Origin of the sequence: Tardiphaga robiniae (assembly GCF_001618955.1) — a bacterium.
GTDB lineage: Bacteria > Pseudomonadota > Alphaproteobacteria > Rhizobiales > Xanthobacteraceae > Tardiphaga > Tardiphaga robiniae_A.
This window is the reverse complement of the sequence record NZ_LVYV01000034.1, coordinates 84,833-111,581: the sequence shown is the minus strand read 5'-3', so window position 1 is coordinate 111,581 and position 26,749 is coordinate 84,833. Positions and strand designations below refer to the sequence as shown.

General features: G+C 62.7%; 21 protein-coding genes. 8 read left to right on the top strand and 13 right to left on the bottom strand.

All coding sequences use genetic code 11. The annotated features are described in order from the left end of the window. Window positions 1-12 precede the first annotated feature (12 nt). The 5 genes from A4A58_RS20630 to A4A58_RS20610 form a co-directional block, all read right to left on the bottom strand. Window positions 13-1,602, bottom strand: a complete 1,590-nt coding sequence (locus A4A58_RS20630; protein WP_068735611.1) for a flagellar biosynthesis protein FlgL — start codon at window positions 1,600-1,602, stop codon at window positions 13-15. A 7-nt stretch (window positions 1,603-1,609) separates the two neighbouring features. Beyond that, window positions 1,610-3,511, bottom strand: a complete 1,902-nt coding sequence (flgK, locus tag A4A58_RS20625) for a flagellar hook-associated protein FlgK (protein ID WP_068735609.1) — start codon at window positions 3,509-3,511, stop codon at window positions 1,610-1,612. Window positions 3,512-3,569: 58 nt separating this feature from the next. After that, window positions 3,570-5,426, bottom strand: coding sequence for a flagellar hook-basal body complex protein (locus A4A58_RS20620; protein WP_068735607.1), 1,857 nt, complete (start codon window positions 5,424-5,426; stop codon window positions 3,570-3,572). A gap of 232 nt (window positions 5,427-5,658) precedes the next feature. Then, entirely contained in the window at window positions 5,659-6,165 is a 507-nt protein-coding gene (gene msrB, locus A4A58_RS20615) for a peptide-methionine (R)-S-oxide reductase MsrB (RefSeq protein WP_068735605.1), read from the bottom strand. Window positions 6,166-6,293: 128 nt separating this feature from the next. Then, the gene (locus A4A58_RS20610) at window positions 6,294-7,667 is read right to left on the bottom strand and encodes an NAD(P)/FAD-dependent oxidoreductase (protein ID WP_068735603.1); all 1,374 of its coding nucleotides are present in this window, start codon (window positions 7,665-7,667) and stop codon (window positions 6,294-6,296) included. Between the two features lie 141 nt (window positions 7,668-7,808). Here A4A58_RS20610 and A4A58_RS20605 point away from each other — a divergent pair, with 141 nt between their 5' ends. Further along, window positions 7,809-8,345, top strand: a complete 537-nt coding sequence (locus A4A58_RS20605) for a SixA phosphatase family protein (RefSeq protein WP_068735601.1) — start codon at window positions 7,809-7,811, stop codon at window positions 8,343-8,345. A gap of 59 nt (window positions 8,346-8,404) precedes the next feature. Then, window positions 8,405-8,830 (top strand): universal stress protein, encoded by a 426-nt coding sequence (locus A4A58_RS20600; protein WP_068736255.1) that lies wholly within the window; start codon window positions 8,405-8,407, stop codon window positions 8,828-8,830. On the opposite strand, the gene A4A58_RS20595 is transcribed toward A4A58_RS20600, so the two are convergent. Continuing rightward, a complete protein-coding gene (locus tag A4A58_RS20595; RefSeq protein WP_068735599.1) occupies window positions 8,831-9,445 on the bottom strand; it encodes a hypothetical protein in 615 nt (204 codons plus the stop codon). Window positions 9,446-9,515: 70 nt separating this feature from the next. On the opposite strand from A4A58_RS20595, the gene A4A58_RS20590 reads away from it, so the two are divergent. After that, window positions 9,516-9,950 carry a hypothetical protein gene (locus A4A58_RS20590; RefSeq protein ID WP_068735597.1) on the top strand — a complete coding sequence of 145 codons (435 nt, stop codon included), beginning with the start codon at window positions 9,516-9,518 and terminating at the stop codon, window positions 9,948-9,950. A gap of 69 nt (window positions 9,951-10,019) precedes the next feature. Here A4A58_RS20590 and A4A58_RS20585 read toward each other — a convergent pair whose 3' ends face one another. After that, entirely contained in the window at window positions 10,020-10,526 is a 507-nt protein-coding gene (locus A4A58_RS20585; protein ID WP_068735594.1) for a ferritin-like domain-containing protein, read from the bottom strand. Window positions 10,527-10,928: 402 nt separating this feature from the next. Between A4A58_RS20585 and A4A58_RS20580 the strand changes: the two genes are divergently transcribed. After that, window positions 10,929-12,005: a lysylphosphatidylglycerol synthase transmembrane domain-containing protein gene (locus tag A4A58_RS20580; RefSeq protein ID WP_081421982.1), complete on the top strand. Its 1,077-nt coding sequence runs from the start codon at window positions 10,929-10,931 to the stop codon at window positions 12,003-12,005. Between the two features lie 80 nt (window positions 12,006-12,085). Then, window positions 12,086-14,044 (top strand): hypothetical protein, encoded by a 1,959-nt coding sequence (locus A4A58_RS20575; RefSeq protein ID WP_068736254.1) that lies wholly within the window; start codon window positions 12,086-12,088, stop codon window positions 14,042-14,044. A gap of 11 nt (window positions 14,045-14,055) precedes the next feature. On the opposite strand, the gene A4A58_RS20570 is transcribed toward A4A58_RS20575, so the two are convergent. Next, window positions 14,056-15,600, bottom strand: coding sequence for an MFS transporter (locus tag A4A58_RS20570; RefSeq protein ID WP_068735593.1), 1,545 nt, complete (start codon window positions 15,598-15,600; stop codon window positions 14,056-14,058). A gap of 158 nt (window positions 15,601-15,758) precedes the next feature. On the opposite strand from A4A58_RS20570, the gene A4A58_RS20565 reads away from it, so the two are divergent. Further along, complete coding sequence (locus A4A58_RS20565; RefSeq protein ID WP_068735591.1) at window positions 15,759-16,616, top strand: LysR family transcriptional regulator; 858 nt, start codon at window positions 15,759-15,761, stop codon at window positions 16,614-16,616. On the opposite strand, the gene A4A58_RS20560 is transcribed toward A4A58_RS20565, so the two are convergent. From A4A58_RS20560 to A4A58_RS20550, 3 genes are all read right to left on the bottom strand, one after another. After that, window positions 16,613-17,182, bottom strand: a complete 570-nt coding sequence (locus A4A58_RS20560) for a DUF4865 family protein (RefSeq protein WP_068735589.1) — start codon at window positions 17,180-17,182, stop codon at window positions 16,613-16,615. The genes A4A58_RS20565 and A4A58_RS20560 overlap by 4 nt on opposite strands. Window positions 17,183-17,449: 267 nt before the next feature. Continuing rightward, window positions 17,450-18,085 (bottom strand): DUF2147 domain-containing protein, encoded by a 636-nt coding sequence (locus A4A58_RS20555; RefSeq protein ID WP_068735587.1) that lies wholly within the window; start codon window positions 18,083-18,085, stop codon window positions 17,450-17,452. A gap of 262 nt (window positions 18,086-18,347) precedes the next feature. Further along, window positions 18,348-19,376 carry an NAD(P)/FAD-dependent oxidoreductase gene (locus A4A58_RS20550; protein WP_068735585.1) on the bottom strand — a complete coding sequence of 343 codons (1,029 nt, stop codon included), beginning with the start codon at window positions 19,374-19,376 and terminating at the stop codon, window positions 18,348-18,350. 200 nt (window positions 19,377-19,576) lie between these two features. Between A4A58_RS20550 and A4A58_RS20545 the strand changes: the two genes are divergently transcribed. Next, complete coding sequence (locus A4A58_RS20545) at window positions 19,577-20,029, top strand: acyl-CoA thioesterase (protein WP_068736253.1); 453 nt, start codon at window positions 19,577-19,579, stop codon at window positions 20,027-20,029. A 19-nt stretch (window positions 20,030-20,048) separates the two neighbouring features. Here A4A58_RS20545 and A4A58_RS20540 read toward each other — a convergent pair whose 3' ends face one another. Next, complete coding sequence (locus tag A4A58_RS20540) at window positions 20,049-20,369, bottom strand: 2Fe-2S iron-sulfur cluster-binding protein (protein ID WP_068735583.1); 321 nt, start codon at window positions 20,367-20,369, stop codon at window positions 20,049-20,051. Window positions 20,370-20,535: 166 nt separating this feature from the next. Next, window positions 20,536-20,913 (bottom strand): Hpt domain-containing protein, encoded by a 378-nt coding sequence (locus A4A58_RS20535; RefSeq protein ID WP_068735581.1) that lies wholly within the window; start codon window positions 20,911-20,913, stop codon window positions 20,536-20,538. A 396-nt stretch (window positions 20,914-21,309) separates the two neighbouring features. Here A4A58_RS20535 and A4A58_RS20530 point away from each other — a divergent pair, with 396 nt between their 5' ends. Continuing rightward, window positions 21,310-26,727, top strand: coding sequence for a hypothetical protein (locus A4A58_RS20530; protein ID WP_068735579.1), 5,418 nt, complete (start codon window positions 21,310-21,312; stop codon window positions 26,725-26,727). The last annotated feature ends 22 nt before the right edge of the window (window positions 26,728-26,749 follow it).

Sequence of the window (26,749 nt, the reverse complement as noted above, 5' to 3'; positions counted from 1 at the left end):
GCCTCTGCGCGATCAGAGGAACTTGACCAGACTCATCTGATATAATGACGACGTAGTCTGGTACGAAGCTTGCAACGCGGTCTGCAGCGCCAGGATCTTCGTCGCGACCTCGTCGTCGTTGATGCCCTCGATGGAGTCGAGCATCGTCTGGGCCATCGCCTTGGTCTGGACCTGACGATCCGTGCTCGACTTGATCGACGCCTGCGCTCCGGCGAAGTCGGCCTGGATGTCCTGAATCGTCTGCTGGCCAGGGATATTCGCCAGGTTCTGCGCCACGCGCTGGTTCAGCGCCGCGATTTGCGCATTGGCGCTCTTTGCATAGGTCGCATTGCTGAGCTGTGCCGGATCGACGGCCACGGCCGCGAACACCGCGACTGTCTGCAGTTGCGCGCGCAGGGCCTGCTCGTCGGCGCGCGCGCCATATTGCACCTTGATCGATGTATCGATCTGGGAGACTGCCGATCCGCGGGCCGTGCCGTTGGCGGCCGTGTTCTGTTCGCCCTGATACCAGATCACGGTATTGTCGGCCGTACCGGCAATGAGCGTGGTCGCTGAGCCGAGCGGCGTCGAGCCGACGCGCAGCGGCGGCTGGTCGAAGAAATTGTCGCCAGCCTGAATCGCAGATGCCGCCACCATCGGTCCGTTGGCGAGATCCTTCATCGCGGAGCCTAGCGTGGTGTTGAGGTTCGCCGCCGTCGCGGTGCTGTCGGCGCCAATGGCAAAACTGCCCGCCGGCAGCGGCGTCTGGTCCGACGCCGTCAGGACGATGTCTTCGGTCGTCCCGTCGGGCATCGTGAGCGTGAACTTCACCTGATCGCCGGCATTCGGGTTGGTCGCTCCGAGATCGATCGACATCGATTTTGCCACAGGCGTCGCCGGCAGCGCAGGCGGGATGGTCGCTGGCAGATCGACCGGCTGGGTGACGGTGGCACCGGCGATCGTGGTAGACACGCCGGTGACCTTCATACCGAAGGGTTGAGCTTCCAACGGCGGGGCTGGCGTCGCGTCTTCTTCGGAGATTACGACCGATGTCACCGGGGTTCCGACCGCACTCCCGACGCGCCCGTTTGCGTTGACACCGAGATCGGCCGTCCTGCGCTCGGCGATCACCTGCTTGAGGCCGGCGACGAGCGCACCATTGCCGTTCATGATCTGGTCGGCGGGAGCAACAGGCGCCGTATCGGTGGCGCGGCCGGAGAACAGGTAGCGGTCGCCCGACCGCGCATTCAGCATATCGACGGAATCGAAGAAGCCGAGCGAAGCCGTCTTCTGCCCCGGCGTCTGACCGGTATTATCGAAATTGCTGCCGGCGCTGACGGCGGCGCCTTTGACATCCGATCCGACCGCCACGAGGCGCTGTAGCGACAGGTTGGCCACGCCGATGCGCGTGTTCAGATTCACCGCAGTGTCCGCATAAGCGGCAACACCGCTGATCTGCGCGCGCAACGCGATGGCGAGACTGCGACCGCTGCCCTGCCCTGCATAGGTGTTGGAGATCTTGCCGCTCGACAGCTGCTGCGTCAGCGTATCGAGCTGATCGCGCAGACTGGTAATTCCGGATCCGATATAGGATGTTCGCCCGCTGACACCGCTGATCGTCATGATTACCTCAGAATGCCTGCATCAGGGTTTTGTACAATTCGTTGACCGTCGACATCACGCGCGCATTGGCCGAATAGGCGTTCTGCAACGACAGCAGATGCGCCATCTCGTCATCCATATTCACGCCGGACGCGTCTGCCATCTTCTTGTCGAGTGTGTTGAGAACGACGTTCTGGCCATCCGCGAGTTGCTTGGCGGAATCCGCCGCAGCGCCCTGTTGCCCGACGAACTGGCGCATATAGCTCGACAGCGTCCCCTTGAACGGTGCCGTATCACTGCCCGTTCCCGTCGCCGGCGAATAAGTGAAACTGGCATTGTTCAACTGGTTGAGCAGGAGGGCCGACCGCGTCGTGTCGCCTGCTGCCGTCGATCCACTATAAACCACCAGCTTGGAGGGATCGGCGACGATCGCATTGTTGATCGTCAGCCGGCCGGCGAGACCGGCCATCTGCGAACCGCTCTTGCTGATGCCACCGCTATAAGCGGTGCCGCTATCGGTGAACAGCGCCAGCTCCGGGTTGCCGTTGCTCAGATCGTTGGGACCTTGTGTGACCGTCACCGACGCCGCATTGACGTTGGAGAATGCGGGATTGTTGACGACGGTGAGCGCGCCGGCCGTGCCGGAGAACGTAGCCTGGCCGCCAAGCGCCGCGTTCAACTGATTCAGAACCGAGCCGAAGCCCGAAGAAAAATCGAGGCCGATGACGGTATCATTCGGATCGGTCGTTGCCGTGTTCGGCAGCGGCAGCACGCTGGGATCATCGACCCGCATGAACGAAATTTCGCGCTGCGTGTTGGTCGCCGTATCCGTATACGTGAAGTGAATCACATTGCCCGGCTTCATCTGCGACACATCGAGCGTAAAGCCGGTCGGCGTCCCTGCCGGCAGCGCCGTCGGCGGCACCGTCGGCACAGGAAAGACGCTTCCAGCTGTCGTCTTGTCCGAGAGCGCGCTCGAGATCGACGCTGCGAACTGATCGAGCTGGTTCTGCGCCTCGACAAGCGTCTTGTCGCGAAGTTCGGTATATGCGGCGATCGTGCCCGACTTGATAGCGCCGGCAGCAGTCAGGTCGATCGATCCGCCGTTCGGAAATTCGATCACCACCGAGCCGAGATTGCTCTTGCTGGGATCCGCGCTCCACGTCGTGCCGGCCGATACTGTGCCTTGGGCATTAAACGCCAGTGTCGCCGCTTCGTTGCCCACCAGCTGCACACCGGAACCGGTGAAGATGGTGACCTGATTGGCGCCATTGGTGGTGACGCGGATATCCATCAGCTGCGATAGCTGCGTGACATATTGATCGCGCTGATCGAGCAGCGCGGCGGTGTTGGAATCCGTCGATGTTCCGCCTTGCGGATTGGCCGTCAACTGATTGTTGATCTTGGCAATCTGCTTCATCAGAGTGTTGGCGGTCGTTACGGAATCCTTGATGCCGTTTTCCGCCGCGCTACGCAGGCTCTGAATGCCCTGCGTCATCGAATTCAATTGTTGCGCGAGTGTTTGCGCGGCGTTGAGCACGCCGATCCGCGCCGACTGACTGTCTGCGCTCGTTGACAGCGCCTGCACTGCCGTCGTCAGGGCATTGAAGGAATATTCGAGCGAGCCGACTGAACCAGGATCGCCATAGAGGCTCTGCATCTGCTGCAGGAAGCTCGAACGGAGCGAGGCATAGCCCGCGCCCGACGTTTCGGTGCGGAGCTGCGCCTGGATATATTGATCGAGTTCGCGATTAACGCCAACGGTGCGGACGCTACTGCCGTTACCGGAATTGACTGCGACCTGATCCGTCGACTTGCGAATGTAGCCAGGCGTTTCCGCATTGGCCACATTCGAGGAGACCAGCGACATCGCGGCCTGATTGGCGCGCAGGCCGGACATGGCAATGGAGAGTGCGTCGTTCAGACTCATAACTAACTGTCGCTCTCAAGGTTCACGCGGGAAGAAGGCCGCAGATGCGGCCTTGCGATTAACGCATCACGTTCAGCAGATCCTGAACCATGGTGTTGGCGGTCGTGATCACCTTGGTATTGGCCGAATAGGCCTGCTGGGTGACGATGAGCTTGGTGAATTCGTCGGCGATGTCGGTGTTCGACGACTCCAGCGACGAGCCGGAAATGCTGCCACCCTTGCCGTACAGTGCCTCGCCGGATTCGTTGGTGGTCTCGAACGCGCCGCCGTCGATGCGCTTGAGGAAGTTGGCACCGTTGAAGGTGGCGATACTGACTTCAGCAAGATCGATGTTACGGCCGTTGGAGTAGCTGCCGACCACACGTCCTTCATTGCTGACCGATACGCTCTGGAGCTGACCCGCAGCGTAGCCGTCCTGCTCGAGCTGATTGACCTGAACGTTGCCGTTGGTGTCGGCGAACTGGGTCAGGCCACCGGTGCCGAACGCCATGGTCACGTTGCCGAGTGCCTTGCCCGAGACGGTCAGACCGGTCAGCGTGATCTGGCCGACGACCGGCTGCATCTGGCCGTTCGGTCCGAACTTGAAGTCGGTGCCGACATTCTGCCAGGCCGCGGTTGCGCCCGTGGCCGCGGGGTCGGTCTGGTAGAACAGGTTCCAGGTATCCGTTCCGCCCTGCGTGGCGGACTCGACCTTCGCCCACCTGAATTGCAGGCTGACCGGTGCACCGTTGCCGTCATAGACGGTCTTGGCGCCGCCGCTGATCGATTCATCGAGGAAGGTCTGAGCGTCACTGCCGATCACGATGCCGGTGCCCGCCGTGCCGCCGCCCGAACGAAGGCCGGTGACGGTGCCGGTGAAGCCCAGGGCCTGGAATGCGGCGACCGCCGTGGTCGTCGAACCTGCCGCCAGCGTAAAGTCGTTTGCCGTACCGGAGTTCAACGTGATCACGCCGGTGGCGGACACGCTCGATAGCGGCGACGTGTTGCCGGTCGCGGCATCGATGGCGGTGAGCACGTCGCCGACATAGGCCGTATCGATAGGGATGAAGGTCGTGCCTGCCACGGCCGCAGGAGCAACGGCACCCGTGTAGAACGAAAGCGTCTTGGTCGTGGTGACACCGGCGCTGGTGGTCTTCAGCACGAGCGTATCGCCGTTGGCGAAGCCGACCGGCAGCGTATCGCTGCCGGATACGGGCGCGAGCATGGTATTCGCCGAGATCGGCGCCGGCGTCGTCGCGAAATTGTTGCGCGCGTTTCCGGGAACAGCCGTATTCCCGAAGGGCGTTGCCGCAGTGCCCAGCACGCGCGGGTTTGATACGAAGTCGGCCGATCGCAGCAATTCGGAACCAGGCACCGCCGTCTGATGCTTGGTGGTCAGCGGATAGCTGGCGAGGTTGGCGCGGTAGTCGATCTTGGTGGTGGCTTGCGACGGCAGGAAGTCATTCTGGAAGCGCAGCACTTCCGGCGAGCTGCCGGCCGGGTTGCCGGTCGTGGGATCAATCTTGACGCCCTGAAGATAGTAGCCGGCGCCGTTGACGAGATAGCCGTTCTTGTCGAGTGAGAAGTCGCCGCGACGGGTGTATTTGTTGACGCCGTCAAACACCGGCGTGCTGTCGGAAACGTTGCCCGGCTTCTGCACCGCAAAGAAGCCGTCGCCATTGATCGCCATGTAAGTCGCAACCGAAGACGACTGCACCGAACCCGCGATGGTGTTGGTGCTGCGCGATTGCGCCGTCACGCTGCCGGCCACCTGCGCGGATGTGCCGGCATCGGGAATGAGGTCGAGGAAGCTGGTATCGATCCGCTTGAAGGCGGTGGTCTGCGAGTTCGCGATGTTGCCGGAAATGTTTTCCAGCGCATAGGAGTTCGCCCGCAGGCCCGCAACGGACGTGGTGAGAGCGCCGAAGATACCCATTACATCGTCTCCAACTTCAATCCGGGCGGCCCGCCGGATGGTGCCAAATTCGCAGCCGCTGTCGGAGGAGACGTCGCAAGCCCCGTGCCAAGGGCATAAGTCCAGTAAATTCAATGCACTAAACAAAAAGCCCCGGTCCGAAGACCGGGGCACAATTGCCTAGAGGGGTAATAATTGCCGGATCGGCGCCTGATTTCGCCGGGTTCTACGTAGCGGGCGTCAGGCCTCCGGCTCAGGTCGCCGACGGCGCGGCGGGTTTGAAGATCATCGCGAACCCGTCCATGCAGTAGCGCAGACCAGTCGGCTTCGGGCCGTCATCGAAGACGTGACCAAGATGGCCGCCGCAGCGACGGCAGTGGATCTCGGTGCGAACCATGCCGAGCGTCGAATCCTTGCGCTCGCCCACAGCATTCTGCAGCGGCTGCCAGAAACTCGGCCAGCCGGTGCCACTCTCGAACTTGGTCTCCGACGAGAACAGCGGATTGTCGCAGCCGGCGCAGGCGAAGGTGCCCTTGCGCTTTTCCTTGTTCAGCGGGCTCGAAAACGGCCGCTCGGTGCCTTCCTTGCGCAGGATCTCATATTGCTGCGGCGTCAGCTGCTTGCGCCATTCCTCATCGGTCTTCATGACTTCGAACTTCTCGTCCGAGGCAGCCCGCGCCGACGAAGCCGTCAGCCATTTCAGCGACAGCAATCCTCCCAGGCCAGCAGCGGTCGTCAAAAGAAAGCGGCGGTCGATCATGGTTGGTCTCCCTGACAATCGAGACGATCATCTCGTTCGCCTGAAATACGGGCGGACGAGCCGGAAGTTACACGCCGGTTCCGAAATATTACTCACGTTTTGTTGCGCGCCAAAACCGGGGGATCGGCCTAGCCCGGCCGCGGGCCCCGCGTTCCCGCACGCAGATTAGCCTCCGCCAGCCGCGCCTCACGGATCCGCTCCCGCGCCCGCGCCCGTTCGCGATACCGCGCCAGCGTGCCGGCCAGCGCCGAGCCCTGCCGCTCCCATAGCCCGACCGCGTAACCGACGGCCCGCCCGGTCGTGCCACCAGCCCAGACCAGTTCGAACGGCGCGAACAGCTTGAAGCGATCATCATAGGCATACATGCCACGGGCGATCAGTTGCCCGGCCATGGCCGTCGTGTTCAGGCCCCGATGGCTGAAGCCACTGGCGACCCACAATCCCTGACGGAGTTGCCCGATCTGCGGCATGCCGTGCACGGTCTGGCCGAGCGCGCCGCCGAAGGTCTCGGCCATGGCAACCTTGCCCAGCGCCGGAAACACGGTGCGGATCCGGCGCGCGATGGCGCCGGCATAGCGCTCTGGGTGCCCGGCCCAGGTTGTTTCCGGGCTCGACCACATCAGCCGATCACCATCGACAATACGGAAATGGTCGACGCCGTCGCTGTCACTCACCGAGCCCTGAAACGTCACCGCCTCGGTGAGACGCTCGCCGAGCGGTTCGGTGATGCCGGCATAGCGCCACACCGGCAACAGCGTGTCCGAAAGCTTTTGCGCAGGCGCACCAAGATGGATATTGCCGGCCAGCACGATGTGTGTGGCACGCATCCGCGCCGACGGAGTCACGATGCGCTTGCGGATGCCGCCGGCATCGATGCTGACCACCGGCGTGTCCTCGAAGATCCGCACACCGGCCTGTTTTGCCAGCGCTGCGAGACCCAACAGATATTTGCGGCCATCGATCTGGAACGCCTTCGGATAATGCACACCGTGAAAGTAGCGTTTAGTTTTCAGCACGTCGCGGACGCGGTCGATCTGCCAGCCGTCCACTTCAGTATCGAAATCTTCGCCGAGCATCTGCAGGCGTGCGATCAGGCGATCGCCGACATCGACATTGGAGACTTCCAGCGCCCCCTCGGACAGGCCGAGACCGGGGATCAGGTCGTCTGATGCCTGGGTCCGGACATACTCTGCGCCCTGCTTCGACAGCGCCCACAACTCCCGAGCGTCCTCCAGGCCAACACGCGCAATCAGATCGGCGAGCGGCAGGCCAAAGCCCGGCATCACGGTTCCCAGCTGATTGCCGGACGCGTTCCAGCCAACATGACGTCCTTCGAGCACCGCGACGCTTGCACCCAGACGCGCCGCTTCCAGCGCAATGCTGAGCCCGGCGAGCCCGGCCCCGACCACGCAGACATCGACATCGAGGCTGAAGGTCAGCCGCGCGCGGTCGGCGTCGGCGACCTCAGGTCCAAATGTCACGCTTGCGGAAGGGGCGGTCATGACGTTTTCTTACGGACAGGTGGGGCGCTTGTCACCTTGTCCTCACGGTTCATGTCCATTAATCCGCAGACCTGACGTCTGGCGCGACCGCGCCGCCTGCCTCGCTACTACCTCTTGCTCTTGCCGAATCGAGATCGCGCCATGCGCCGTTTACTGCTGCTGCGTCACGCCAAGACTGAAACGGACGCGCCGAGCGGCAAGGATTTCGATCGCAGGCTGGATGACCGCGGCCGGCTGGATGCGGCGCTCATGGGCGCCTGGCTCAGTAGAAATCCGCCCCTGCCCGACCTGGTCTGCGTCTCCACGGCGGTACGCGCGCAGCAGACCTGGAGCCTCGTCGCCGCGGCGATGCCGGCGGCGAAACCGACAGTCGCCAGCCTTGATGAACTCTATGGCGCCGGCCTCTCCGAATTACTGGCGGTGATCCGCGGCGCGGCCGTGGAAGACCCAGAGCAGCTGATGCTGGTCGGCCACAATCCCGGCCTGCATGAAATGGCGCTCAGCCTGATTGGCGGCGGCGATGCCGCAGGCAGGAAAGCTGTCGCCGACAACCTGCCGACCGGCAGCATCGTGGTGATCGACTTTCCCATCGAGGACTGGAACGACGTTGCCTTCCGCGATGGACAACTCGTGCAATTCGTCAGTCCGAAACTGCTGAAGGGTGCCGCGGGCGAATAAGCCGGGCCCATCGGAACACGGTTTGTGCTATCCTCCTCCGGACGACGATGGAGGTGGGCATGTACAAATCCATTCTGGTCCCGATTGATCTGGCCGAAACCGATGTGGCCAAACCCGCGATTGCCCAGGCCGCGACGCTGTCGCAAACCTTCGGTGCCACCGTCCGGCTGCTCAACGTAATGCCGATGACGCCGGTGATGCTGGCCGAATATGTCCCGGCGGATTTCGATACTCAGCAACTGGAATCGTCGCAGGCCGCTCTTGCGGCGGTGGCACGTGATTGCGGCATCGACAGTACCCGCGTCTCCAGCGTGGTGCGACAGGGCGGCATCTATCACGAGATTCTCGAAGAAGCCTCGGCGATCAAGGCCGATCTCATTGTGATGACCTCGCACCGCCCGGCGATGCGCACCTACTTTCTCGGCTCCAATGCCGGCCATGTGGTGCGCTATGCGAAATGTTCGGTACTAGTCGTGCGGCCGTGACTACGGCAACAGCTCTTGCGGCACGCTGTCGAACGCATAGTTGCGCGGCTTGTTGCGGCGGATGAAACCGCTGATCTGCCAGCCGAAGAATACTGCGAAGCCAATGATGAAGACCACGCCGGCAAACTCGCCAGTGAGGAGTGCACGCAGCAGCAGCGCGGTCATTGCGAGACCGACAAAGGCCAGTGCCGCGACAATCATTATGTAGATGCCTGGTCGCAGGCCGGAGCTCAGCCTGGCCAGACTACCTGCCGCAGCGAGACGTCGATGTAGCTCCAGGATAAACGCGCTGTAGCCCGACTGCGGCTCCATCAGCGCGACGGTTTGTTTCGACGTCGAGAAGATCGTGATGTGACGACCGTCGGCATGATCGATATCGGCGCGAAAGCGCCGGTGCTGCATCCCCATCGGCCGGTAGGACAGCCGGATTGCCGCGATATCCGCATAGGCCCAGACGCCAGAGCGATGACCTGTGCGCCATAACAAACCTTCATCGGTCAATTCATAGCGATGCGCGGCGCCAATCAGGGAGGCCTTGTAGGCATAGGTGTGCCCCGGCGCTGCCGCTTCTGCGGCAGACGATGCGTCCCTGCGCCTGAAGAGGGTCTTGAGCAAACAGAAGTCCCCTGCGCTGTCCGACCTCGCTTGCTTGCGCGATCGCCTGCATGTCCCTTACAAGCTTGCCATGGCCGAGACGACCACTTTTCCGCGCCGCCTGATTCTGGCCGGCGCGATGATTTCAGGATTGCTGCTGGCGCTGGCCGTACACATGCTCGGCCAGCGCTTCGGCCTCGATCTCGGTGGCCTCTGGCGCAACGATCCCGACAATTTCATGCCGATCGGATCGGCCTTCGCCTGGTGGTTGATTGCGGCGATGGCCTTTGTCGGCGGCTATGTCACCGCGAACCTGCTGCACAGCGCAGCATCCGGTCGCATCCCGCAGCGCATGCGGCAGTTTTTGATCACCATCGGCGTGCTGTTTCTGGCCGGCGCCGGTCAGGCGGCCTCGGCGCCCAACGCACTACCGACCGCATCAGGTGTTCTGGCCAGTCTTGCCGCCCTCGGCCTCGGCGGCGTCATGGCGTTCTGCGGAGCCCATTTCGCGCTGCGAAAGGCGTAGGCGAAGCAAAAAGTCGCGCAGGTTTCGCCCGCGCGACGTTTCTGTGCCGTGTGATCGCTAGTACCACGATCAGCTTGCGGCGCGCATATTGACCTTGCCTTCGGCCAGCGAGGTCAGCTTCTTGTCGGTGGTTTTTTCCTCATCGAGCGTCTTCTGCAGCACGGCCGCGCAGTCATTGCGGCCGAGTTGGCGCGCCCAGGCGATCAGGCTGCCGTAACGCGCGATCTCGTAGTGCTCGGCGGCCTGAGCCGCATTGATCAGCGCGGCGTCGAGTACCTTCTTGTCCTCGACCTCCCCGGCGGTCTCGTCGGCTTCCTTGATGATACCGTCGATCGCCGGGCAGGTAACCGCCTTCACCTCGGCGCCGTGCATGGCGAAGACCTGCTCAAGCCGCTGCACATGCACTTCGGTTTCCTGCAAATGCGTCTTGAAAGCCTGCTTCAACAGTGGTTCTGCAGCCTTGTCAGCCATTTTCGGCAGCGCCTTCAGAAGCTGCTTCTCCGCGTAATAAATGTCCTGCAGCTGGTGCACAAACAGGTCATCCATTGTCTTGATGTCCTTGGTGAACAGTCCCATCGTTTCAATCCCGGTGTTCTGGAACGGGGTCGCCGCTGCGGCGCATTGTCCCGCTCGGTTGCGATAGGCCGGTAACCATCGATATTGGGACGTGTTCCGGGCCCGTCTTGATTTGCCGCATGGAACATTCGACTTGCCCGCCTATATGAAATGCGGGACGAATGGCTTGGAATTATCTGTGTGATTGCCTTGCAGGGTCAGGGCTTTGCAGCCGGCGCGGGTATGTGGCGACCTTGCGGCGCGGCATTAACGCTGGCGCTGTCAAGGACTGCACAACGAAACGTTTTTGCCGTAAGGGTTTGGGCTTGATGAGTGAACTTCGCGTATGAGTGAATTGGTCGCCGCTTGCCGCCTGTTACCCCGATCGGCTTTCCACCTGTTCGCGCTCCGCCGGGAGGACGAATGCAACGATTGCTGACCGCGCTCGGGCGCGGCTTCAAGCAACACGTCGGCTGGAAACGGCTGGGTGTTGTCGCAAGCCTGATCGTCATCGCCCTCGCTATCTCCCATCTGGTCCATACGCTGAAGGGCCTCGATACCGCCAAGATCCTGGCAGCGATGGCCGCGAAATCGACGATGCAAATCGCCATGGCGACGCTGTGCGTGATAGGCGCCTTCTGCACCCTCACCTTCTACGACTACTTCGCACTCAGAACGATCGGCAAGAAGCATGTGCCGTATCGGATCGCGGCGCTGGCAGGTTTCACCAGCTACACTATTGGCCACAATATCGGCGCCACCGTTTTCACTGGCGGCGCCATCCGCTTCCGCATCTATTCGGATTACGGCCTTAACGCCATCGACGTCGCCAAGATCTGCTTCATTTCCGGACTGACCTTCTGGCTCGGCAATCTGTTCGTGCTGGGCATCGGCATGGTCTGGCATCCACAGGCCGCCTCGGCCATCGATCTCCTGCCCAACGCCATCAATCGGCTGATCGGGTTCGGCTGTCTGGCCGGCATCATCGGCTATCTGGTCTGGCTGTCGGTCGGCAAGCAGCGCCGCGAGCTCGGTCAGAACGGCTGGAAGGTCGTCCTGCCCTCCGCGCAGTTGACGCTGCTGCAGATCGCCATCGGCGTTGTCGATCTCGGCTTCTGCGCGCTGGCCATGTATCTGCTGATGCCAGATCAGCCCACTATCGATTTCGTCTCGCTGGCCGTGGTGTTTATCCTCGCCACCCTGCTGGGCTTCGCCAGCCATGCGCCGGGCAGCCTTGGCGTGTTTGACGCCGCTTTGCTGGTGGCGCTGCCGCAGTTCCGCCAAGAGGAGCTGGTCGCCACCGTGGTCATGTTCCGGATCCTGTATTTCATGATCCCGTTCGCCATCTCGATCTGCATCATGGGCAGCCGCGAAATCTGGCTCAGTGTCATCCAGCCATGGCACAGGCGCCGCCTGGATGACCGCAATGAACGTCGCGAGACCGAGCCCGCCCCGGTCGTGGTGCATGAGCAGCCATTGAAGCGTCAGTCACAGGGTTGAATCAGCAGCGGGCGCGCCACACCGCGCGTCCGACCAATCGATTTCTTACTTCCGCCCCATACGTGACGTTCAACACCGCCATGGCCCCCATTTATTTCAGACGTTCATTAATCAACCTCGCCGTGCTGCTGGGCATGCTGGGCGCGCTGCCGGTTGGACCGGCCGCCGCGCAGGGCATCGCCAACAGTTCGATCCAGATCTCCTGGGAAGTGCGCAACCGCTTCCGGCTGTTCCGCGAAGAGCGTGACTTCCAGCTCCATGTCGACGCCATGCACAACCGCAGCGTGCTGGCCGCCGAACAGGTTCTGGGCGTGCAGAGCGACGGCCGCGGCTGGGCGCGCAACACCGTCAACCGGCTATGCATCGATCTGGCCGGAAAGGTCAGCGAGCCCTGCACCCGTGACACCGTCAAGGAAAGCTACCTGACGCCGACCGAACATCCGATCACCGTCCGCCTTACCGGCGAAGTGCCGGTCGGTGCGATCTGCGCCTGGACCTTCGAGGACGGCGAAGGCCCGCGTCAATCCACTCTCGATTGCGCCGAGCCGATCAATTTCCGCGCCATCTATGGTCGCCGCACGGTGGCGACCGTGGAGGTCACCAGCGGCGCCGAGGCGCCTGTCCGTGTCACCGCCGACATCGCCGTGCGCGACATCCTGATTGCGGGCCTCGGCGATTCCATTGCTTCGGGCGAAGGCAATCCGGATCGTCCGGTCGCACTGTCCGATGACGGCTTCTGCTTCCGCTCTTATCTCGGCGGCCCGAGCGGGCAGTTCTATCGGCCGAGTCGCGCCGGCTTCAAAGGCGGCCGCTCCTGCGACTCCTATGAGTCGCTGCAGGCCTGGCAGCGCGCGGGCGCGCAGTGGTTCAACGCCGCGTGCCACCGCTCGCTCTATAGCTACCAGACCCGCGCCGCGCTGGCGCTCGCCGTGCAGTATCCGCACATCGCCGTCACCTATCTGCCGCTGGCCTGTTCGGGCGCGACAATCGCCGACGGATTGCTGGGCGGACAGCGCGCGCGTGAGTGCCTCACCACAAAGAATGCGAGCACCTGTGCGGGCAGCGTCAACGCGCAGATCGCCGAGCTGCGTGAAGCCATCACTGCCGCGAAGCGCCGGCAGCCGGCACGCCGGCTCGATCTCGTCCTGCTGTCGATCGGCGCCAACGACATCAACTTCTCGGGCCTCGTCGCTGACGTCATCGTCGAAAACGCAACCGAACGTGCGCTGTTCAGGCGCGGTGGCATTCTCGGATCGGTCGAGGACTCCCGCAGCGCGCTGGCTCGCGAACTGCCCGCCAGCTTCGGCAAGGTGAGGGAAGCGCTGAAGCCGCTGGTCGGCGGAGACATGTCGCGCGTGGTGTTTGCCGCTTACGCCAACCCGACTTTCGCCAATGGCGCGCCCTGCCCCGGCGGCCCGGCCGGCTTCGACGTGCATCCGTCATTCTCAGCCGATCCGCGGCGGCTGGCCAATGTCGCCAACTTCGTCGAGTCCGAATTCCTGCCGCAACTGAAGTCCATCGCGCTGTGCCAGGGCGGCGTACTGTGCCGCAATCCCGAAGCCGACCGCATGACCTTCGTCGATCAGCATCAGGCGAGTTTCGCCAATCACGGATTCTGCGCGCGGTCGTCGTCCGATCCCGAATTCGATCGCGCCTGCTTCTCGCCCAAGGGCGACAGCTTCGAGACCAGTCTCGTCGAAGCCGCAGCGCAGCCGATGGTGTGCGGTCGCGGCGCCAGCGAATTCCGCCCCTATTTGCCGCGTGGCCGCTGGATCCGCGACGCCAATGACAGCTACTTCGCGGCGATGACCTACCCGCAGGGCTATTCGGCGGCGATCCAGCCGGCCGATATCCATGACGCGACCTGGGGCATTCTCTCCGCCGTCTATGGCGGTGCGATCCATCCCACCGGCGAAGGCCACGCCGCGATGGCCGATGCCGTCGTGCCGGCAGCGGCGAGCGTATTGCGGCTGGGCGCGGAAGCTGATGTCACGCAGGAGCCGCTGGCACCGATGGTGCTGCAGCCAGCCGCGCGATAGGTCGGTCCGGACTACGCCCTACCGTCGCCTTCGACACAGCTTTGACCATGGCGCGCGCGTCTCGGCAGTCCATGGCCGAAGACAACAAAGCTGATGCCCGCGAGAATCCACACGCTCATTCCGCCATAAAGCAGGACCCAGCCGAATCCTTGGGTCAGGGCGTCTTGAATGGCGGCTCCGCCGAGATTGTATTCAGACGCGAGCGCCGTGCCGGCGGCGACGCTTTCTGCCAGCGAGCGTAATAGCTCAACACTGGTACCGCTCGGCAGCGCGAACTTCAAAGACGCGCGCACCCCCTCGACGAGAATGAGGCCCATGAGCGCGATATTGATGGCAAGCGCAATCATGCGGGCACTCATATCGATACCTGACGCCATGCCCGCGCGTTCCTGCGGCACCGATCCGGTCGTCGTGTTGGTCACAGGCGTATTGGTCAAACCCAATCCGATGCCGGCAAGGACGCATCCCGGCAGCATCGTCAGCCAGCTCGCATGCGCGACCGAGCTACCGATCTTCATGGCGAAGAACCCTGTTCCGATCGTGAACAGGCCGAGCGGGATGACCAGACCCGGATGGAAACGTAGCACGAGGCGTTCGGCCACCGGCGGCACGACCAGCGTCGGCAACGTATAGGCCAGAAGCGACAGTCCGGCGCCGACGCTGCCATAACCCAACCCTGCCTGGAAATAGATCGGCAGATAGATCATGAACGGCCAGAAGCTGAAGTTCATGGCCATCGAGCCGACCAGCGCGCCGGCAAAATTACGGATCCGGAAGACGGTGAAGTCGAACATCGGCCTCGGGCTGAGATGCTCGGCGACGATAAAGCCGATCAGGCTTGCAGCGAACACGCCGACGATCGCAAACGCCGTCCAGCTGTCGAAGCCAATATCCGGACCTTGCGTAATGAAGAATGCGAGGCAGAAGACCGCAAGCGAGAGCGTGATGATCCCTGCAAGATCGAGGCTGCTGGCCCCCGGATCGCGCGACTCGCGAACTCCGCTCCCGGCGAGGATCAGGGCGATCACGGCAAGCGGGACATGGATGAGGAAGGCCCATTCCCAGCTCGACAAAGCCACGATCGCACCACCGATGATCGGGCCGAAGCCCAGACCGATGCCAAAGATGATCCCCCACCAGCCGAATGCAACGGCGCGTTGCCGCCCTTCCGGAAATTGATGGGATAGCACCGCGACCTGGCAGATCAGCATCGCCCCGCCGCTGATGCCCTGGAGAAATCTGGCAACGATCAGCACCATTATATTTTCGGTCAGGCCGCAAAGCAGGGATGCAGCGGCAAACGCGACGATCGAAATCAGATAGATGCGCTTGCGCCCATAGCGATCCGCGAGCGTGCCGGTTGCCATCAGCACCGTCGTCACCGCGATCGTATACGCATTCATGACCCATTGGAGCTGTTTGAAATCGGCATGAAGCACTCGCTCCAGCGTCGGCAGGACCGCGGGAATGCTGGAAATCTCCAGACCGAACATCAGGGAGGTGAGACAGGCAGCCGCCAAAGCCAATGTGCTTTGTCGTGTCGATTCGGAGAGCATGGGAGCCTTTCGGGATAATAACGCGCCACAGTGAAGCCCGACGACAGAGGATGAGGTCCACCCGGTCTCCGTTGTGATGAACGCAACATAGGCAGAGGTTGACAATTTCAGAATTGGATGATTGAGTATTTCAGAGACAACAAATCTGGATAATTCAAATGAGCGCCCTGGACGTGGATGCCGTGCAGGCATTCGTGACCATCGCCAATCTTCAGAGCTTCACGCGTGCGGCGGAAGCGCTCGGCACGACCCAGGGCGCGATCAGCGTGAAGCTGAAGCGGCTGGAAGACCGCCTCGGCCATAAATTGATCGAACGAACCCCGCGAATGGTGCGCCTCTCGGCGCAAGGCGCGCTATTCGTCGATTCAGCCCGCGACTTCCTGGCCGCGCATGATCGCGCTGTCGCAGCTTTGTCTGCGACCCGTCGCCGTTTCGCACTCGGCATTGCGGCCCATGTGGCCGGGCCGGAGGTTCCGACGCTGCTGGCTCGCCTGAATGCGCATGACCCCACGCTCACGATCGAGGTTCGCCTCGATAATTCACGCAATTTGCTGGACGCATTCGACCGCGGCGAAATCGATGCGGCCATCGTCCGGCGTGAGGATGACCGACGCGACGGCGAAGTGCTTGCGCCCGAGCATTTCGGCTGGTTCGCAGCACCAGGCTTTGTGCACCGGCCGGGCGAGGCATTGCGACTGGCGGCGCTAACGCCAGTATGTGGCGTGCACGACGTTGCCATTCATGCGCTGGACGCGGCCGGCATCGCATGGACGGAGGTGTTTCTCGGTGGCGGCTCTTCAGTCGTGTCGGACGCTGTCTCGGCGGGCCTTGCCACCGCGGTCTTCTCCTGCCGGCTTGCACCGGCCGGCACCATCGAAGTCAGCCAGAAATTTGGCCTGCCACCGCTGGCGTCATCGGAAATCGTACTTCTCTCGACACTGTCGGATATGCAGTCTCGCCAAGCGCTGCGAACCCTCGCGGCTGCGTTCCGCGAACACCGCGCGCATACGAGCTAGGTAGCGTATGGAAGGCGATCCAGCAGCGGCTGCGCCAGATGCAGGATCTGATAGCAAGCACCAGCATCGGTGCATTCATTCTCCGAGAGCAGAACGCGGGTGAAGACCCACGTCTCGGCATCCAGTCCGATGACGGCCGCAACGATTCCGGCGCGTGCCGAGAGATCCGCGTTGCGCTCGATCTCGCCTGTCATTGCCGCTGCGAGATCGGCATCGGGCGGAATGGCGACGTCCTGCCGATAGGCAAAGCGGGCCTCCCGTCCAGCCCCCTTCCGGGCATCGAGGGCAACGCGTGTTTCGATCCGCGCCCGACCGAACATATCGACAACGATCTTGTATCCGCCGTTCACGAGAAAATCGCGAAACGCCTCGTCGTGCCGCCATAGATAAAGCGAGGAATAGCTCGACGTCGTTGCCCCGAAGTGCCCGCTCTCTCGCAAGAGAAATCCCTTGAAGTAAAGCTCCGGCTTTGCATCCCAGAGCGGACCGCGCTCCCTTGCGCGTGAGCGGATCAAGCCGAGATCATAGTCGGCGGGCAAGCGATGCTCGTAATGCGCAACGATCATCGTGATGGGCTCCTTCAGCAGCCATTGTCATTGAATCGATGCACGATATCGATCGACGGACCGCGAAGAACAGACGTGGAATCATATTTCTATGATCCGGTATTCAAATGAATGACGTCCGGAGAGAGCCGATAAGCAACGTTGGAAGCTGGCGCGCCACGATTGAATTGGCACCGAAATGGCCGACGCGCCATGGCGTCGGCTTCCAGAATGTGGGGTGTTGGACAGTCTTCGCTTGTGGGGGAGCCACAAGCAAGTTGGCGACGATCAGCGCGCGACGTTGCTACCCGGGGTCACGTTGCTGGCCTTCTTCATCGGCGCGACGGGGGCCTTCGCGGCGGCATTACCGACGGTTGGCGGCTTGACGACAGCTGCAGCGAGCGTCGGCACATATTTCGCGATCACCGTCGGATCAAGCGAGGCCATTTCGGTATCGGGCAGACGGTACCAGGTCTCGTCCTTGCCGAGCAGCGCAATGCCCCAATAGCCGCGCACGGTGAGCGCCCGACCATCGGCGCTGACGCTCATCTTGGCCTTGTAGACCTTGCCATCGCGCGGATCGAGAATGTTGCCGTTCTCGTATTTCAGTCCCTGCTGCTGCATGTTGCGGATGAAGGAGATACCCAGCACTGGCTGGCCCTTCCGGTCATCGACGCACTTGCCGCAGAAGTCGTCGCCCGGCTTGTCATCGGGGCTCGGAAACGTCTTGGCGATCGCACCTTCGAATACGCCGCCGCCATGGTCAACCACCAGAACCCAGACGACAGGCTTGTTATTCTCAACCTTCTGCCAAAGCCCGGCAGCAGTCGGCTCAGCTGCGTGGAGAGGGCCGGCCAACATCGCGCACGCGGCCAGACCTGAAGCGACTGTGAGCGCCAGACGTCGGGATCGGAATTGTGCCATCGTCTTCCCCGTGCAGTTCGTCGTCCATGCACCCGCCGAGCATCCACACTCGATGCGATTGCATTGACTATCAATCTTCCGCGACGAGAGAGTGACTGCGGTTGATGGCTTTTGCAAGATTGCCGATCGCGCGCTGGATGTCCGATTGTGTCGGCGGCCATAGCTTTGCCACAAGCTGCCCACCGAACCCGACGCGGTTACCGGCGATCCGAACCGCCTTTGCATCTCCGTCATACAAGATGATTCCAACAACTAGCCGAAGTTAGTTAACGCCAAGCTTCTTCTGCAGGCTTGAGGAGGACGTCGTGTACTGAAACACCAGCCGCTTGTCCGGATAGACGTAGTGATACGCCTTCTGCGCCATCAACGCGCCCTCGTGGAAGCCGGACAGGATGAGCTTCAGCTTGCCGGGATACGTATTGATATCTCCAATGGCGAAGATGCCGGGCACGTTGGTCTCGAACGATGCTGTCCCCACCGGGATCAGGTTGTTCTCCAGCGTGACGCCCCAGTTGGCGACCGGGCCAAGCTTCATGGTCAGGCCGAAGAACGGCAGGATCGTATTGCAGTCGATCCGGACACTTTCGTTGTCATTGCCCTTGATGACGGCCCCGGTGAGATGGCCGCCCTCGCCTTCAAGCGCTGTGACCTGACCGATCTGCAGGTCCATCTGACCGGCTGCCACGAGCTTGCGCATCTGCTCGACACTGTGAGGCGCAGCACGGAAATCATCGCGCCGATGCAACAGCGTGACGCGCCGCGCGACCGGATGCAGGTTGAGCGTCCAGTCCAGCGCGCTATCGCCGCCGCCGACGATCAGCAGATCCTTGTCGCGGAATTGCTCCATCTTGCGCACCGCGTAGAACACCGACGTGCCTTCATAGGCCTCGATGCCCGGCACCGGCGGACGCTTCGGCTGGAACGAGCCGCCGCCGGCGGAGATCACCACCACCTTGGTTTCGAACACCTGGCCGGCATCCGTCGTGACACGAAACAAGGGATCGCCGATCTTCTCGATGGTCTCGATCATTTCATTCAGATGAAAGGTCGGATGGAACGGCTTGATCTGCTCCAGCAGTGCTTCGGTCAGCCCCTGACCGGTGACCAGCGGGATCGCGGGAATGTCGTAGATCGGCTTTTCCGGATAGAGCTCGGCGCATTGGCCACCGATCTTGTCCAAGATATCGACGAGGTGGACCTTCATATCGAGCAGGCCGAGTTCAAACACGGCGAACAGCCCGCAGGGGCCGGCGCCGATGATCAGCACGTCCGTCTTGATCGTTTCGCCCATAGTGTTTTTTCTCGGTTGAACCAGCCCTGCGAGATCGCAGAGCCCGGCGCCATCCGGCTATTGCGTCCAGCCTAGCGGCGCCACACGGGGAAAGCCACAGCGGCTCGGCCTGAAATCAGCACGTGCCCCGCCCTTGCCTGGGCTGTGCAACTGCGCTGTAACAGGCGCAAACCTGCCAAGCATTGCTGGAGATCAATTTCGTGAACGCCCCTGCCCGCGCCCCGGCGCCCGTCCTCGACGACTATCCCTATCGCCTGTCGGACAATGTGCGCTTTGCGGATCTCGATCCGAACAACCACGTCAACAACGCGGTCTATTCCAGCTATTTCGAGACCAGCCGCGTGTTGCTGATGCGGGACCCGGCCTGCGGGCTGATCGCGCCTGGCCAAAGCTGGGTGTTAGCGCGGCTCGATATTCACTTTCGCGCCGAATTGCACTGGCCAGGCAAGATCGAACTCGGGCTCGGCGTCACCAAGATCGGCCGGACCTCGGTAACCTATTCGCAGGTGGTGTTCTCGGAAGGCAAGTGCATGGCCTCGGCGATCGCAACGACCGTGATGGTTGGCCTCACCAACCGTCAACCAACGCCGATCCCGCCCGACGTTGTCGACCGGTTTCAGCCATGGATGCTGCGCGGTTTGAACGCGCAGTAAATAACAAGTCTGGGGACGCTCAGGCCTGGCGTTCCGGCGTGATCACAACAAGGCCATCGAGCGCATCGGTGATCTTGATCTGGCACGACAGCCGGGAGTTCGGCTTGATGTCGTAACCGAAGTCCAGCATGTCCTCTTCCATCGGCGTCGGCGCACCGACGCGCTCCTGCCAGGCTTCATCGACATAGACGTGGCAGGTGGCACAGGCGCAGGCGCCGCCACATTCGGCTTCGATACCCGGAATGGCATTTCGAATGGCCGCCTCCATCACCGTGGAGCCGGTCTCGGCGTCAATGCTGCGGGTCTCACCGGAGTGATCGACAAAGTTTATCTTGGCCATGATGCTCGCGCTGCCGAAAGGAAGATACCGGCTGTCCTATAACGGGTCGATCCGGATCGCGCCAGCGCTCCGCAGCAAAACCGTCATCTGGAAAAGCAGGCCAAGCATGCCCCCTTTTGGGGGATCAAAAACGATCCCTCGGGGATCAAAGCTGATCCCTTGGGGATCAGGACCGCTTCAGAAGGACGTCGATCTCCGCCCGCGCCTCGAGAACGGCGTCGGTGAGCGTCATCAGGGCCTCAGCGGTATCGATGTTGTCGCGCAGCGCACTTTCCAGCCACTCGGCGGCTTCCGTGATGCGGAACGCGCCGACCGCCTGCGCGGAGCCCTTCAGCTTGTGCGTGAGCTCAGCCACATCCGCCGGCATTTTGACGATCTTCTCGATCAACTCGCTCGACTGGGCCGCGAACATCGCCAGAACTTCACGTTCCAGGCTGCTATCGCCCATAGTCATACGTTGAAGGTGGGGGAAATCGATCGGTCCGTCATCGGGAACCAGCGGCGGTGACGGCATCCATTGAACCCGTTCGAGATGAAGCGGCATTGATGATGGCCCAAATTCCCGCCAACCGAACGATCCGGCTGCGATTTTTTGCAGCCAAACACGGAATTGGTTAACGGAACGTTCTAGGTACAATCCGCCGGGTTGACGCAGTTTTGACGCAAACTCGCCACGATTGAGGGGCCATTCCGTTTATTTGAGGTACCACAAGAAGTTACCGCGGCAAGCCGTTAACTATCATTAAGAATGTCTTAACCAGAACCATTTCATTCGCGCGACCAAGCCAATAGGATGTTTGCGGAAGTAGCGGACAAGCCGAGCGACCGGCAGTCCGAAATTCGTCCCGCGGGGTGCACATGGCCAGTCGTTATGCTGCAGGCGGGAACGAATCGTGGGGACTTCTGTGTCAGTTGCGTAATCAGGGGGCGTGGAACGAGCATGGCAAACAACACCAAAAAGGCCAAGGATCCGACCGAAGTCGCGCTCTCTGCCATCCAGGAAGCACTCAACATCAGTGACCCCGCGCATGTCGATCGCGATCAACCCGCGATCCGTGCCGACAACGCTCCCGCCAATCCATCTTCCCCCATCGACCTCGACGACAACGCCTTCGACGCACGCATCACCAATGATCGCCCGGGCTTCGAGCCTCAGGACGATCAGCGCTTTGGGCGCCGTCCCGCGAACGATGACCGCGAAACCATCGGCCAGATCCTGCAGGCGCTGCAGAAGAACCGCCCCGCCCGCAACGTCTATACGCTCGCCACCCTGTTCGCCGGCTTGTGGATCGTCGGCGCAGGCCTGTTGACCGTTGCGTTCCTGCCGTCGCTGCAGGCCCTGATCGGTCAGGGCTCCGGCGGCACGCTGGCGCTGGCTGGCCTTGCTGCGCTGCTGTTCGCCCCGATCTTGCTGTTTTACTTCCTCGCCAGCCTCGCCTGGCGCGGCCAGGAAATGCGCCTGATCGCCCAGTCGATGGCACAGGTCGCGATTCGCTTCTCCGAGCCCGAAAGCACTGCCAGCGACTCGATGGTCACGGTCGGCCAGGCGATCCGCCGCGAAGTCGCCGCGATGGGCGACGGCGTCGAGCGCGCGATTGCGCGTGCCGGCGAACTCGAAACCCTCGTCGCCAACGAAGTTTCCGCGCTCGAGCGCGCTTACTCTGACAACGAAGTCCGTATCCGCGCGCTGCTGCAGGACATCGCGCATCAGCGCGACAACCTGGTCGGTCAGGCCGAGCAGGTTCGCTCCGCCATTTCAGGCGTGCAGATCGATCTCCGCCACGACATCGCACTGATTTCAGACGCCATCGCATCGCGCGTCGATGAAGTCGCCAAGAGCATCACCGGTGCGCTGGAAGAGCGCGGCGAACACATCACCCGTGCGCTCGGCAACGCCGGCGACAACATGATCCTCGCACTCGGCGAGCGTGGCGGCGACCTGCTCGACCGCCTCGAAGAGGCCAGCGCCGAGACCACCCGCGCGGTGCTCGACGCCAGCGAGCGTCTGACGACGAGCCTCAACTTCAAGACCGGCCACGTGCACGACGAGTTCGTCGATCTCGCCGACCGCGTCCACGAAATGCTCAACGAGCGTATCGACCGCATCACCAGCGAATTCGAACAGCGTTCGTCCACGATTGTCGATCGCGTGTCGGATCGCACCGAGCAGGTCCACGACTCGCTTAAGAATTCCAGCGACTCCTTGCTGCTCGAACTCGAGCTGCGCAGCGGCGACCTCGTCAGCAAGATCGACGATGCCGGCAACCGCCTGGCCAACCAGATCCTCACGTCAGGCGACAAGGCGGGCGAGTCCCTCGACGCCACCGTCAACGCACTGGTGGCCAAGGTCGCGAGCCAGACCGAAACCGCGCACGACACCATCAGCCTGCAGATGAACGCCTTCGACGAACTGGTGAAGGAACAGGGCAGCGAGCTGGCCGAGCGCTTCTCGCGCGACAGCGGCACGCTTGGGGCGCTCATCACCAAGCACATCTCGGAATTCGACCGCACCGTGAAGACCTTCGGCGGCGAAGTCGTCGATCGCCTGGGTCAGCGCACGCAGGACATCTCGGAGACGCTGAAGACCTATGTCGATAATTTCGACACCCGCGTCGCGTCCAATGTCGGGGGCATCACGTCGTCGCTCGACACCCGCCTCGCAGAATTCGAGACCAAATTCGAAGGCCGCGTCGTCAATCTCGATGCGTCGCTCGACACCAGGATCAAGTCGTTCGACGAGACCGTCGATGGACGTCTCAAGAGCCTTGAAGAAACGTTTGACGCTCGGGCGCAATCGGTCACCGCGACCATCGATACGCGTCTTGAAAACCTCGCATCGACGCTCTCGGAAGGTGCCAACCAGGCCGTCCAGTCGGTCGACGCGCGCCTGACGCATCTGACCACCGCCCTGACCGAAGGCGCGAACCTCGCAGTCAGCTCGGTCGACGGCCGCCTGACCCACCTGACCACCGCGCTCACGGAAGGCGCCGTGCAGGCGATCCACTCGATCGACGACCGCCTTTCCTACTTCACGAGCTCGCTCACCGAAGGCACGACGCAGGCGATCACGGCCATCGACAGCCGCATCAACAACGTCACCGATGCCATCGACAGCCGCAGCACACAGTTCGCGGATACCATCACTGCGCGCTTCCAGACGATCCACGACGGCATGGAAGGTCGTATCGGCATTGTTGCCGGCGGGATCGAAACCCGCGTCGAACAGTTCGAGGAACTGCTCGGCTCGCGCATTGAGGCCGTTGCCGGCCGTATCGAAACCTCCGGCCGCACGGCCAGCGACTCGCTCATGGCCCGCGCCGAAGAACTCTCGATCGGCATCAAGACCAATGTCGAGGACGCCGAACGTTCGCTCACGCATCTCATGGTCAATACCAGCGAGACCATTCAGGCCGGCGCCCGCGCCGCGCAGGAATCCCTCGTGTCTGTCTCGACCGATGTCGGCGCGCAGCTGAAGCTGACGGCGTCCGATATCGAGAGCTCGCTGACCGCTGTCGGCACCACTGCCGCCACGGCCATCGTCAACAGCGCCCGCGATGCGCAGGCCACACTGGTCAACGCGTCTTCGGAAGCTTCGCTGCAGGTGAAGTCGCTATCGGCCGATGTCGAACGCACCCTCACTGCGGCCGGTTCAGCCACAGCTGCCTCGATGCTCTCAGGTGCCCGCGACGCCCAGTCGACACTGGTCGCCACCTCTTCGGAAGTCGCCAGCCAGATCCAATCGCTCTCGGCCGATATCGAACGCACGCTCACTGCCGCCGGCACGGCGACGGCCGACTCGGTCCTGTCCGGCGCCCGCGCCGCGCAGAGCACACTGGTCGCCGCATCGACTGACGCCTCGCAGCAGGTCCGCACCCTTGCGGCCGACGTGGAGCGCACACTGATCGCCGCCGGCACCGCCAGCGCGGACTCGATCCTGGCCAGCACGCGCAACGTCCAGTCCTCGCTGATCGACGCCTCGACCGAAGCGTCGAACCACGCCCGCAACCTCGCGGCCGACATGGAACGCAGCCTCACGACCGCCGGCACCGCGACCGCGGAATCGATCGTTGCCGGCGCTCGCGAAGCCCAGAGCACCCTGGTCAATGCATCGTCGGACGCGGCAAACCACGTCAAGTCGCTCTCCATCGACGTGCAGCGCACGCTCACCGCCGTCGGCGCCGATACGGCCGCTGCCATCCTGTCGAGTGCCCGCGAAGTGCAGACCTCGCTGGCGACCTCGTCGGCCGATGCTGCAAGCCAGATCAAGGTGATCTCCGCCGACATCGAGCGTTCGCTCTCGAACGTCACTGCCAACACTACCGACAACATCCAGACCAGTGCGCAGAATGCGCACAACTCGCTGGTCGCCGCCTCGAACGAAATCACCACCAAGATCAAGACCACCTCGTCGGAGATCGAGCGGTCGGTGTTCGCCGCTTCGGGCAGCTTCGGCACCACGATGACCGGCAAGACCGACGAAATCGTCACCTACGTGCAGCAGCAGACCGACCGCCTGTCGCAGATGGTCGACGCCAAGCGCGGTTCGCTCGTCGACGCGCTGGGCGCCAAGGCCAATCAGCTCACGGTCGATATCGATCGCGTCACCGCCGACGCGCTCAAGGCCATCGAGAGCCGCGGCCAGACCTTCTCGCAGACCATGGTCACCAACAGCACGGACGTGGCTCGCGCGATCACCACGGCCGGCGAACTTGCCACCGGTGCGGTCAACAAGTCGCTGAAGGATCTCGAGCAGAGCTCGCGCACCGCCATCGAGCAGTCGCGTCAGGTCTCTATCACTGCGGTCACCGAGATGCAGGAAACCAGCAAGATCCTGCGCACCGATACCGTGGCGCTGTTCGAACGCCTGCGTGAAGGCAACATCCTGCTGCAGGAAGTCCTCACCGGCGCCCACGACAATCTCAACTCGCTGGAGCGCGCTCTGGTCACCCGCGTGGCAGATTTCGTGTCCACCATGAACGACGTGACGTCGCGCAACGGCCTGGCTACCCAGACGCTGGAAGAACAGCTCACCGTGTTCACCTCCAAGACGTCGAAGGCTCTGGAAGATCTCGGCTCGCTCTCGGGCCAGTTCGAAACCCATGGCCACGCCCTCGTGGATGCCGCGGCTTTGGTCGAACAGAGCAACCGCACCACGATGTCGTCGGTCGGCGAGCGCAAGGCCGCGCTGGAATCGCTGGTCACCACCATCGATCTGCGCACCACCGATCTCGATCAACGCCTCACCCGCTTCACCGGCCTGCTCGATGAATCGCTGGCAGCCGCTGAAGAGCGTGCCCGCGACATCGCCCGCGTCGTCGCGGAGACCGCAGGTCAGGGCTCGGCAGCGATCAGCCGGCAGTTCGAAGCCGTCCGCACCGCCGCGGAAGAAGAGCGCCGCGCGACAACGCAAGCCATGAGCGAAATCTACCAGCAGGGCACGCAGGAAGCCGATGCCATGTTCAAGCAGTCGGCCGACAAGTTCTCGTCGATGGTCGCCAGCATGAAGCAGATGGCTGCCGAAATGCACAACGAGCTCGAGAGCACCCGCACCGAACTGCGCCGTGGCGTTCTCGACATGCCGCAGGAAGCCGCCGAGAGCACTGCGCAGATGCGCAAGGTGATCGTCGACCAGATCGAGGCGCTCGCCGAGCTCAACCGCATCGTCGCACGCCACGGCCGCGGCCTCGACGTGGTCTCGACCAGCCGCACCACCAGCGTGCAGCGTGACGAGGAGCCTGCGATGGCGATCGCCAGCAGCCGTAGTGAAGCGCGCCACGAGGCTCCGCGTCCGGCCCCGCGCCGCGAGGAGCCGCCGGCCCGCAGCGCATCGTCGAGCCTGCCGATGCCCGATATCGGTGGCCCCGCCCCGCGTCGCACCGAAGCGCCGTCGGTCGCTCCAGCCAACTCCGACCAGGGCCGTGACGGCTGGCTGTCGGATCTGCTCGGCCGTGCCGATCACGTCGAAGAAGATCGCACGCCGCCGCGCCGCGCACCGGCTCCGCAGCAGCCTGCAGCCTCGGCCAATCCGCTGGAGTCTCTGTCACTCGACATCGGCCGCCTGATGGACCGTACGCTGGCCGCTGAAATGTGGGATCGCTATCAGCGCGGCGAGAGCAAGGCCTTCAGCAAGCGGCTCTATACGCCCGCCGGCCAGAAGGCTTTCGATGAAGTCGCCCGCAAGTATCGGTCGGACCGCAACTTCAAGGGCACGGTGGATCGCTACATCACTGAGTTCGAACGCCTGCTCGACGAAGTCGCCCGCGATGAACGCGGCCCGGCAGCGCTGCGCAGCCATCTGACCTCGGAAACGGGTCTGGTCTACACCCTGCTCGCGCATGCAGCAGGTCGGCTGGGCTAAGCAAGATTAAATACGAACGCGA

Excerpts from the sequence above, each read along its gene's own strand:
- A4A58_RS20575 (WP_068736254.1), top strand. The coding sequence starts at position 12,086 with ATGGCCCCCATTTATTTCAGACGTTCATTAATCAACCTCGCCGTGCTG.
- A4A58_RS20630 (WP_068735611.1), bottom strand. The coding sequence starts at position 1,602 with ATGACGATCAGCGGTGTCAGCGGGCGAACATCCTATATCGGATCCGGA.
- A4A58_RS20620 (WP_068735607.1), bottom strand. The coding sequence starts at position 5,426 with ATGGGTATCTTCGGCGCTCTCACCACGTCCGTTGCGGGCCTGCGGGCG.
- A4A58_RS20600 (WP_068736255.1), top strand. The coding sequence starts at position 8,405 with ATGTACAAATCCATTCTGGTCCCGATTGATCTGGCCGAAACCGATGTG.
- A4A58_RS20550 (WP_068735585.1), bottom strand. The coding sequence starts at position 19,376 with ATGGGCGAAACGATCAAGACGGACGTGCTGATCATCGGCGCCGGCCCC.
- A4A58_RS20565 (WP_068735591.1), top strand. The coding sequence starts at position 15,759 with ATGAGCGCCCTGGACGTGGATGCCGTGCAGGCATTCGTGACCATCGCC.
- A4A58_RS20560 (WP_068735589.1), bottom strand. The coding sequence starts at position 17,182 with ATGATCGTTGCGCATTACGAGCATCGCTTGCCCGCCGACTATGATCTC.
- A4A58_RS20540 (WP_068735583.1), bottom strand. The coding sequence starts at position 20,369 with ATGGCCAAGATAAACTTTGTCGATCACTCCGGTGAGACCCGCAGCATT.
- A4A58_RS20605 (WP_068735601.1), top strand. The coding sequence starts at position 7,809 with ATGCGCCGTTTACTGCTGCTGCGTCACGCCAAGACTGAAACGGACGCG.
- msrB (WP_068735605.1), bottom strand. The coding sequence starts at position 6,165 with ATGATCGACCGCCGCTTTCTTTTGACGACCGCTGCTGGCCTGGGAGGA.
- A4A58_RS20530 (WP_068735579.1), top strand. The coding sequence starts at position 21,310 with ATGGCAAACAACACCAAAAAGGCCAAGGATCCGACCGAAGTCGCGCTC.
- A4A58_RS20570 (WP_068735593.1), bottom strand. The coding sequence starts at position 15,600 with ATGCTCTCCGAATCGACACGACAAAGCACATTGGCTTTGGCGGCTGCC.
- A4A58_RS20610 (WP_068735603.1), bottom strand. The coding sequence starts at position 7,667 with ATGACCGCCCCTTCCGCAAGCGTGACATTTGGACCTGAGGTCGCCGAC.
- A4A58_RS20580 (WP_081421982.1), top strand. The coding sequence starts at position 10,929 with ATGCAACGATTGCTGACCGCGCTCGGGCGCGGCTTCAAGCAACACGTC.
- flgK (WP_068735609.1), bottom strand. The coding sequence starts at position 3,511 with ATGAGTCTGAACGACGCACTCTCCATTGCCATGTCCGGCCTGCGCGCC.
- A4A58_RS20535 (WP_068735581.1), bottom strand. The coding sequence starts at position 20,913 with ATGCCGCTTCATCTCGAACGGGTTCAATGGATGCCGTCACCGCCGCTG.
- A4A58_RS20555 (WP_068735587.1), bottom strand. The coding sequence starts at position 18,085 with ATGGCACAATTCCGATCCCGACGTCTGGCGCTCACAGTCGCTTCAGGT.
- A4A58_RS20585 (WP_068735594.1), bottom strand. The coding sequence starts at position 10,526 with ATGGGACTGTTCACCAAGGACATCAAGACAATGGATGACCTGTTTGTG.
- A4A58_RS20590 (WP_068735597.1), top strand. The coding sequence starts at position 9,516 with ATGGCCGAGACGACCACTTTTCCGCGCCGCCTGATTCTGGCCGGCGCG.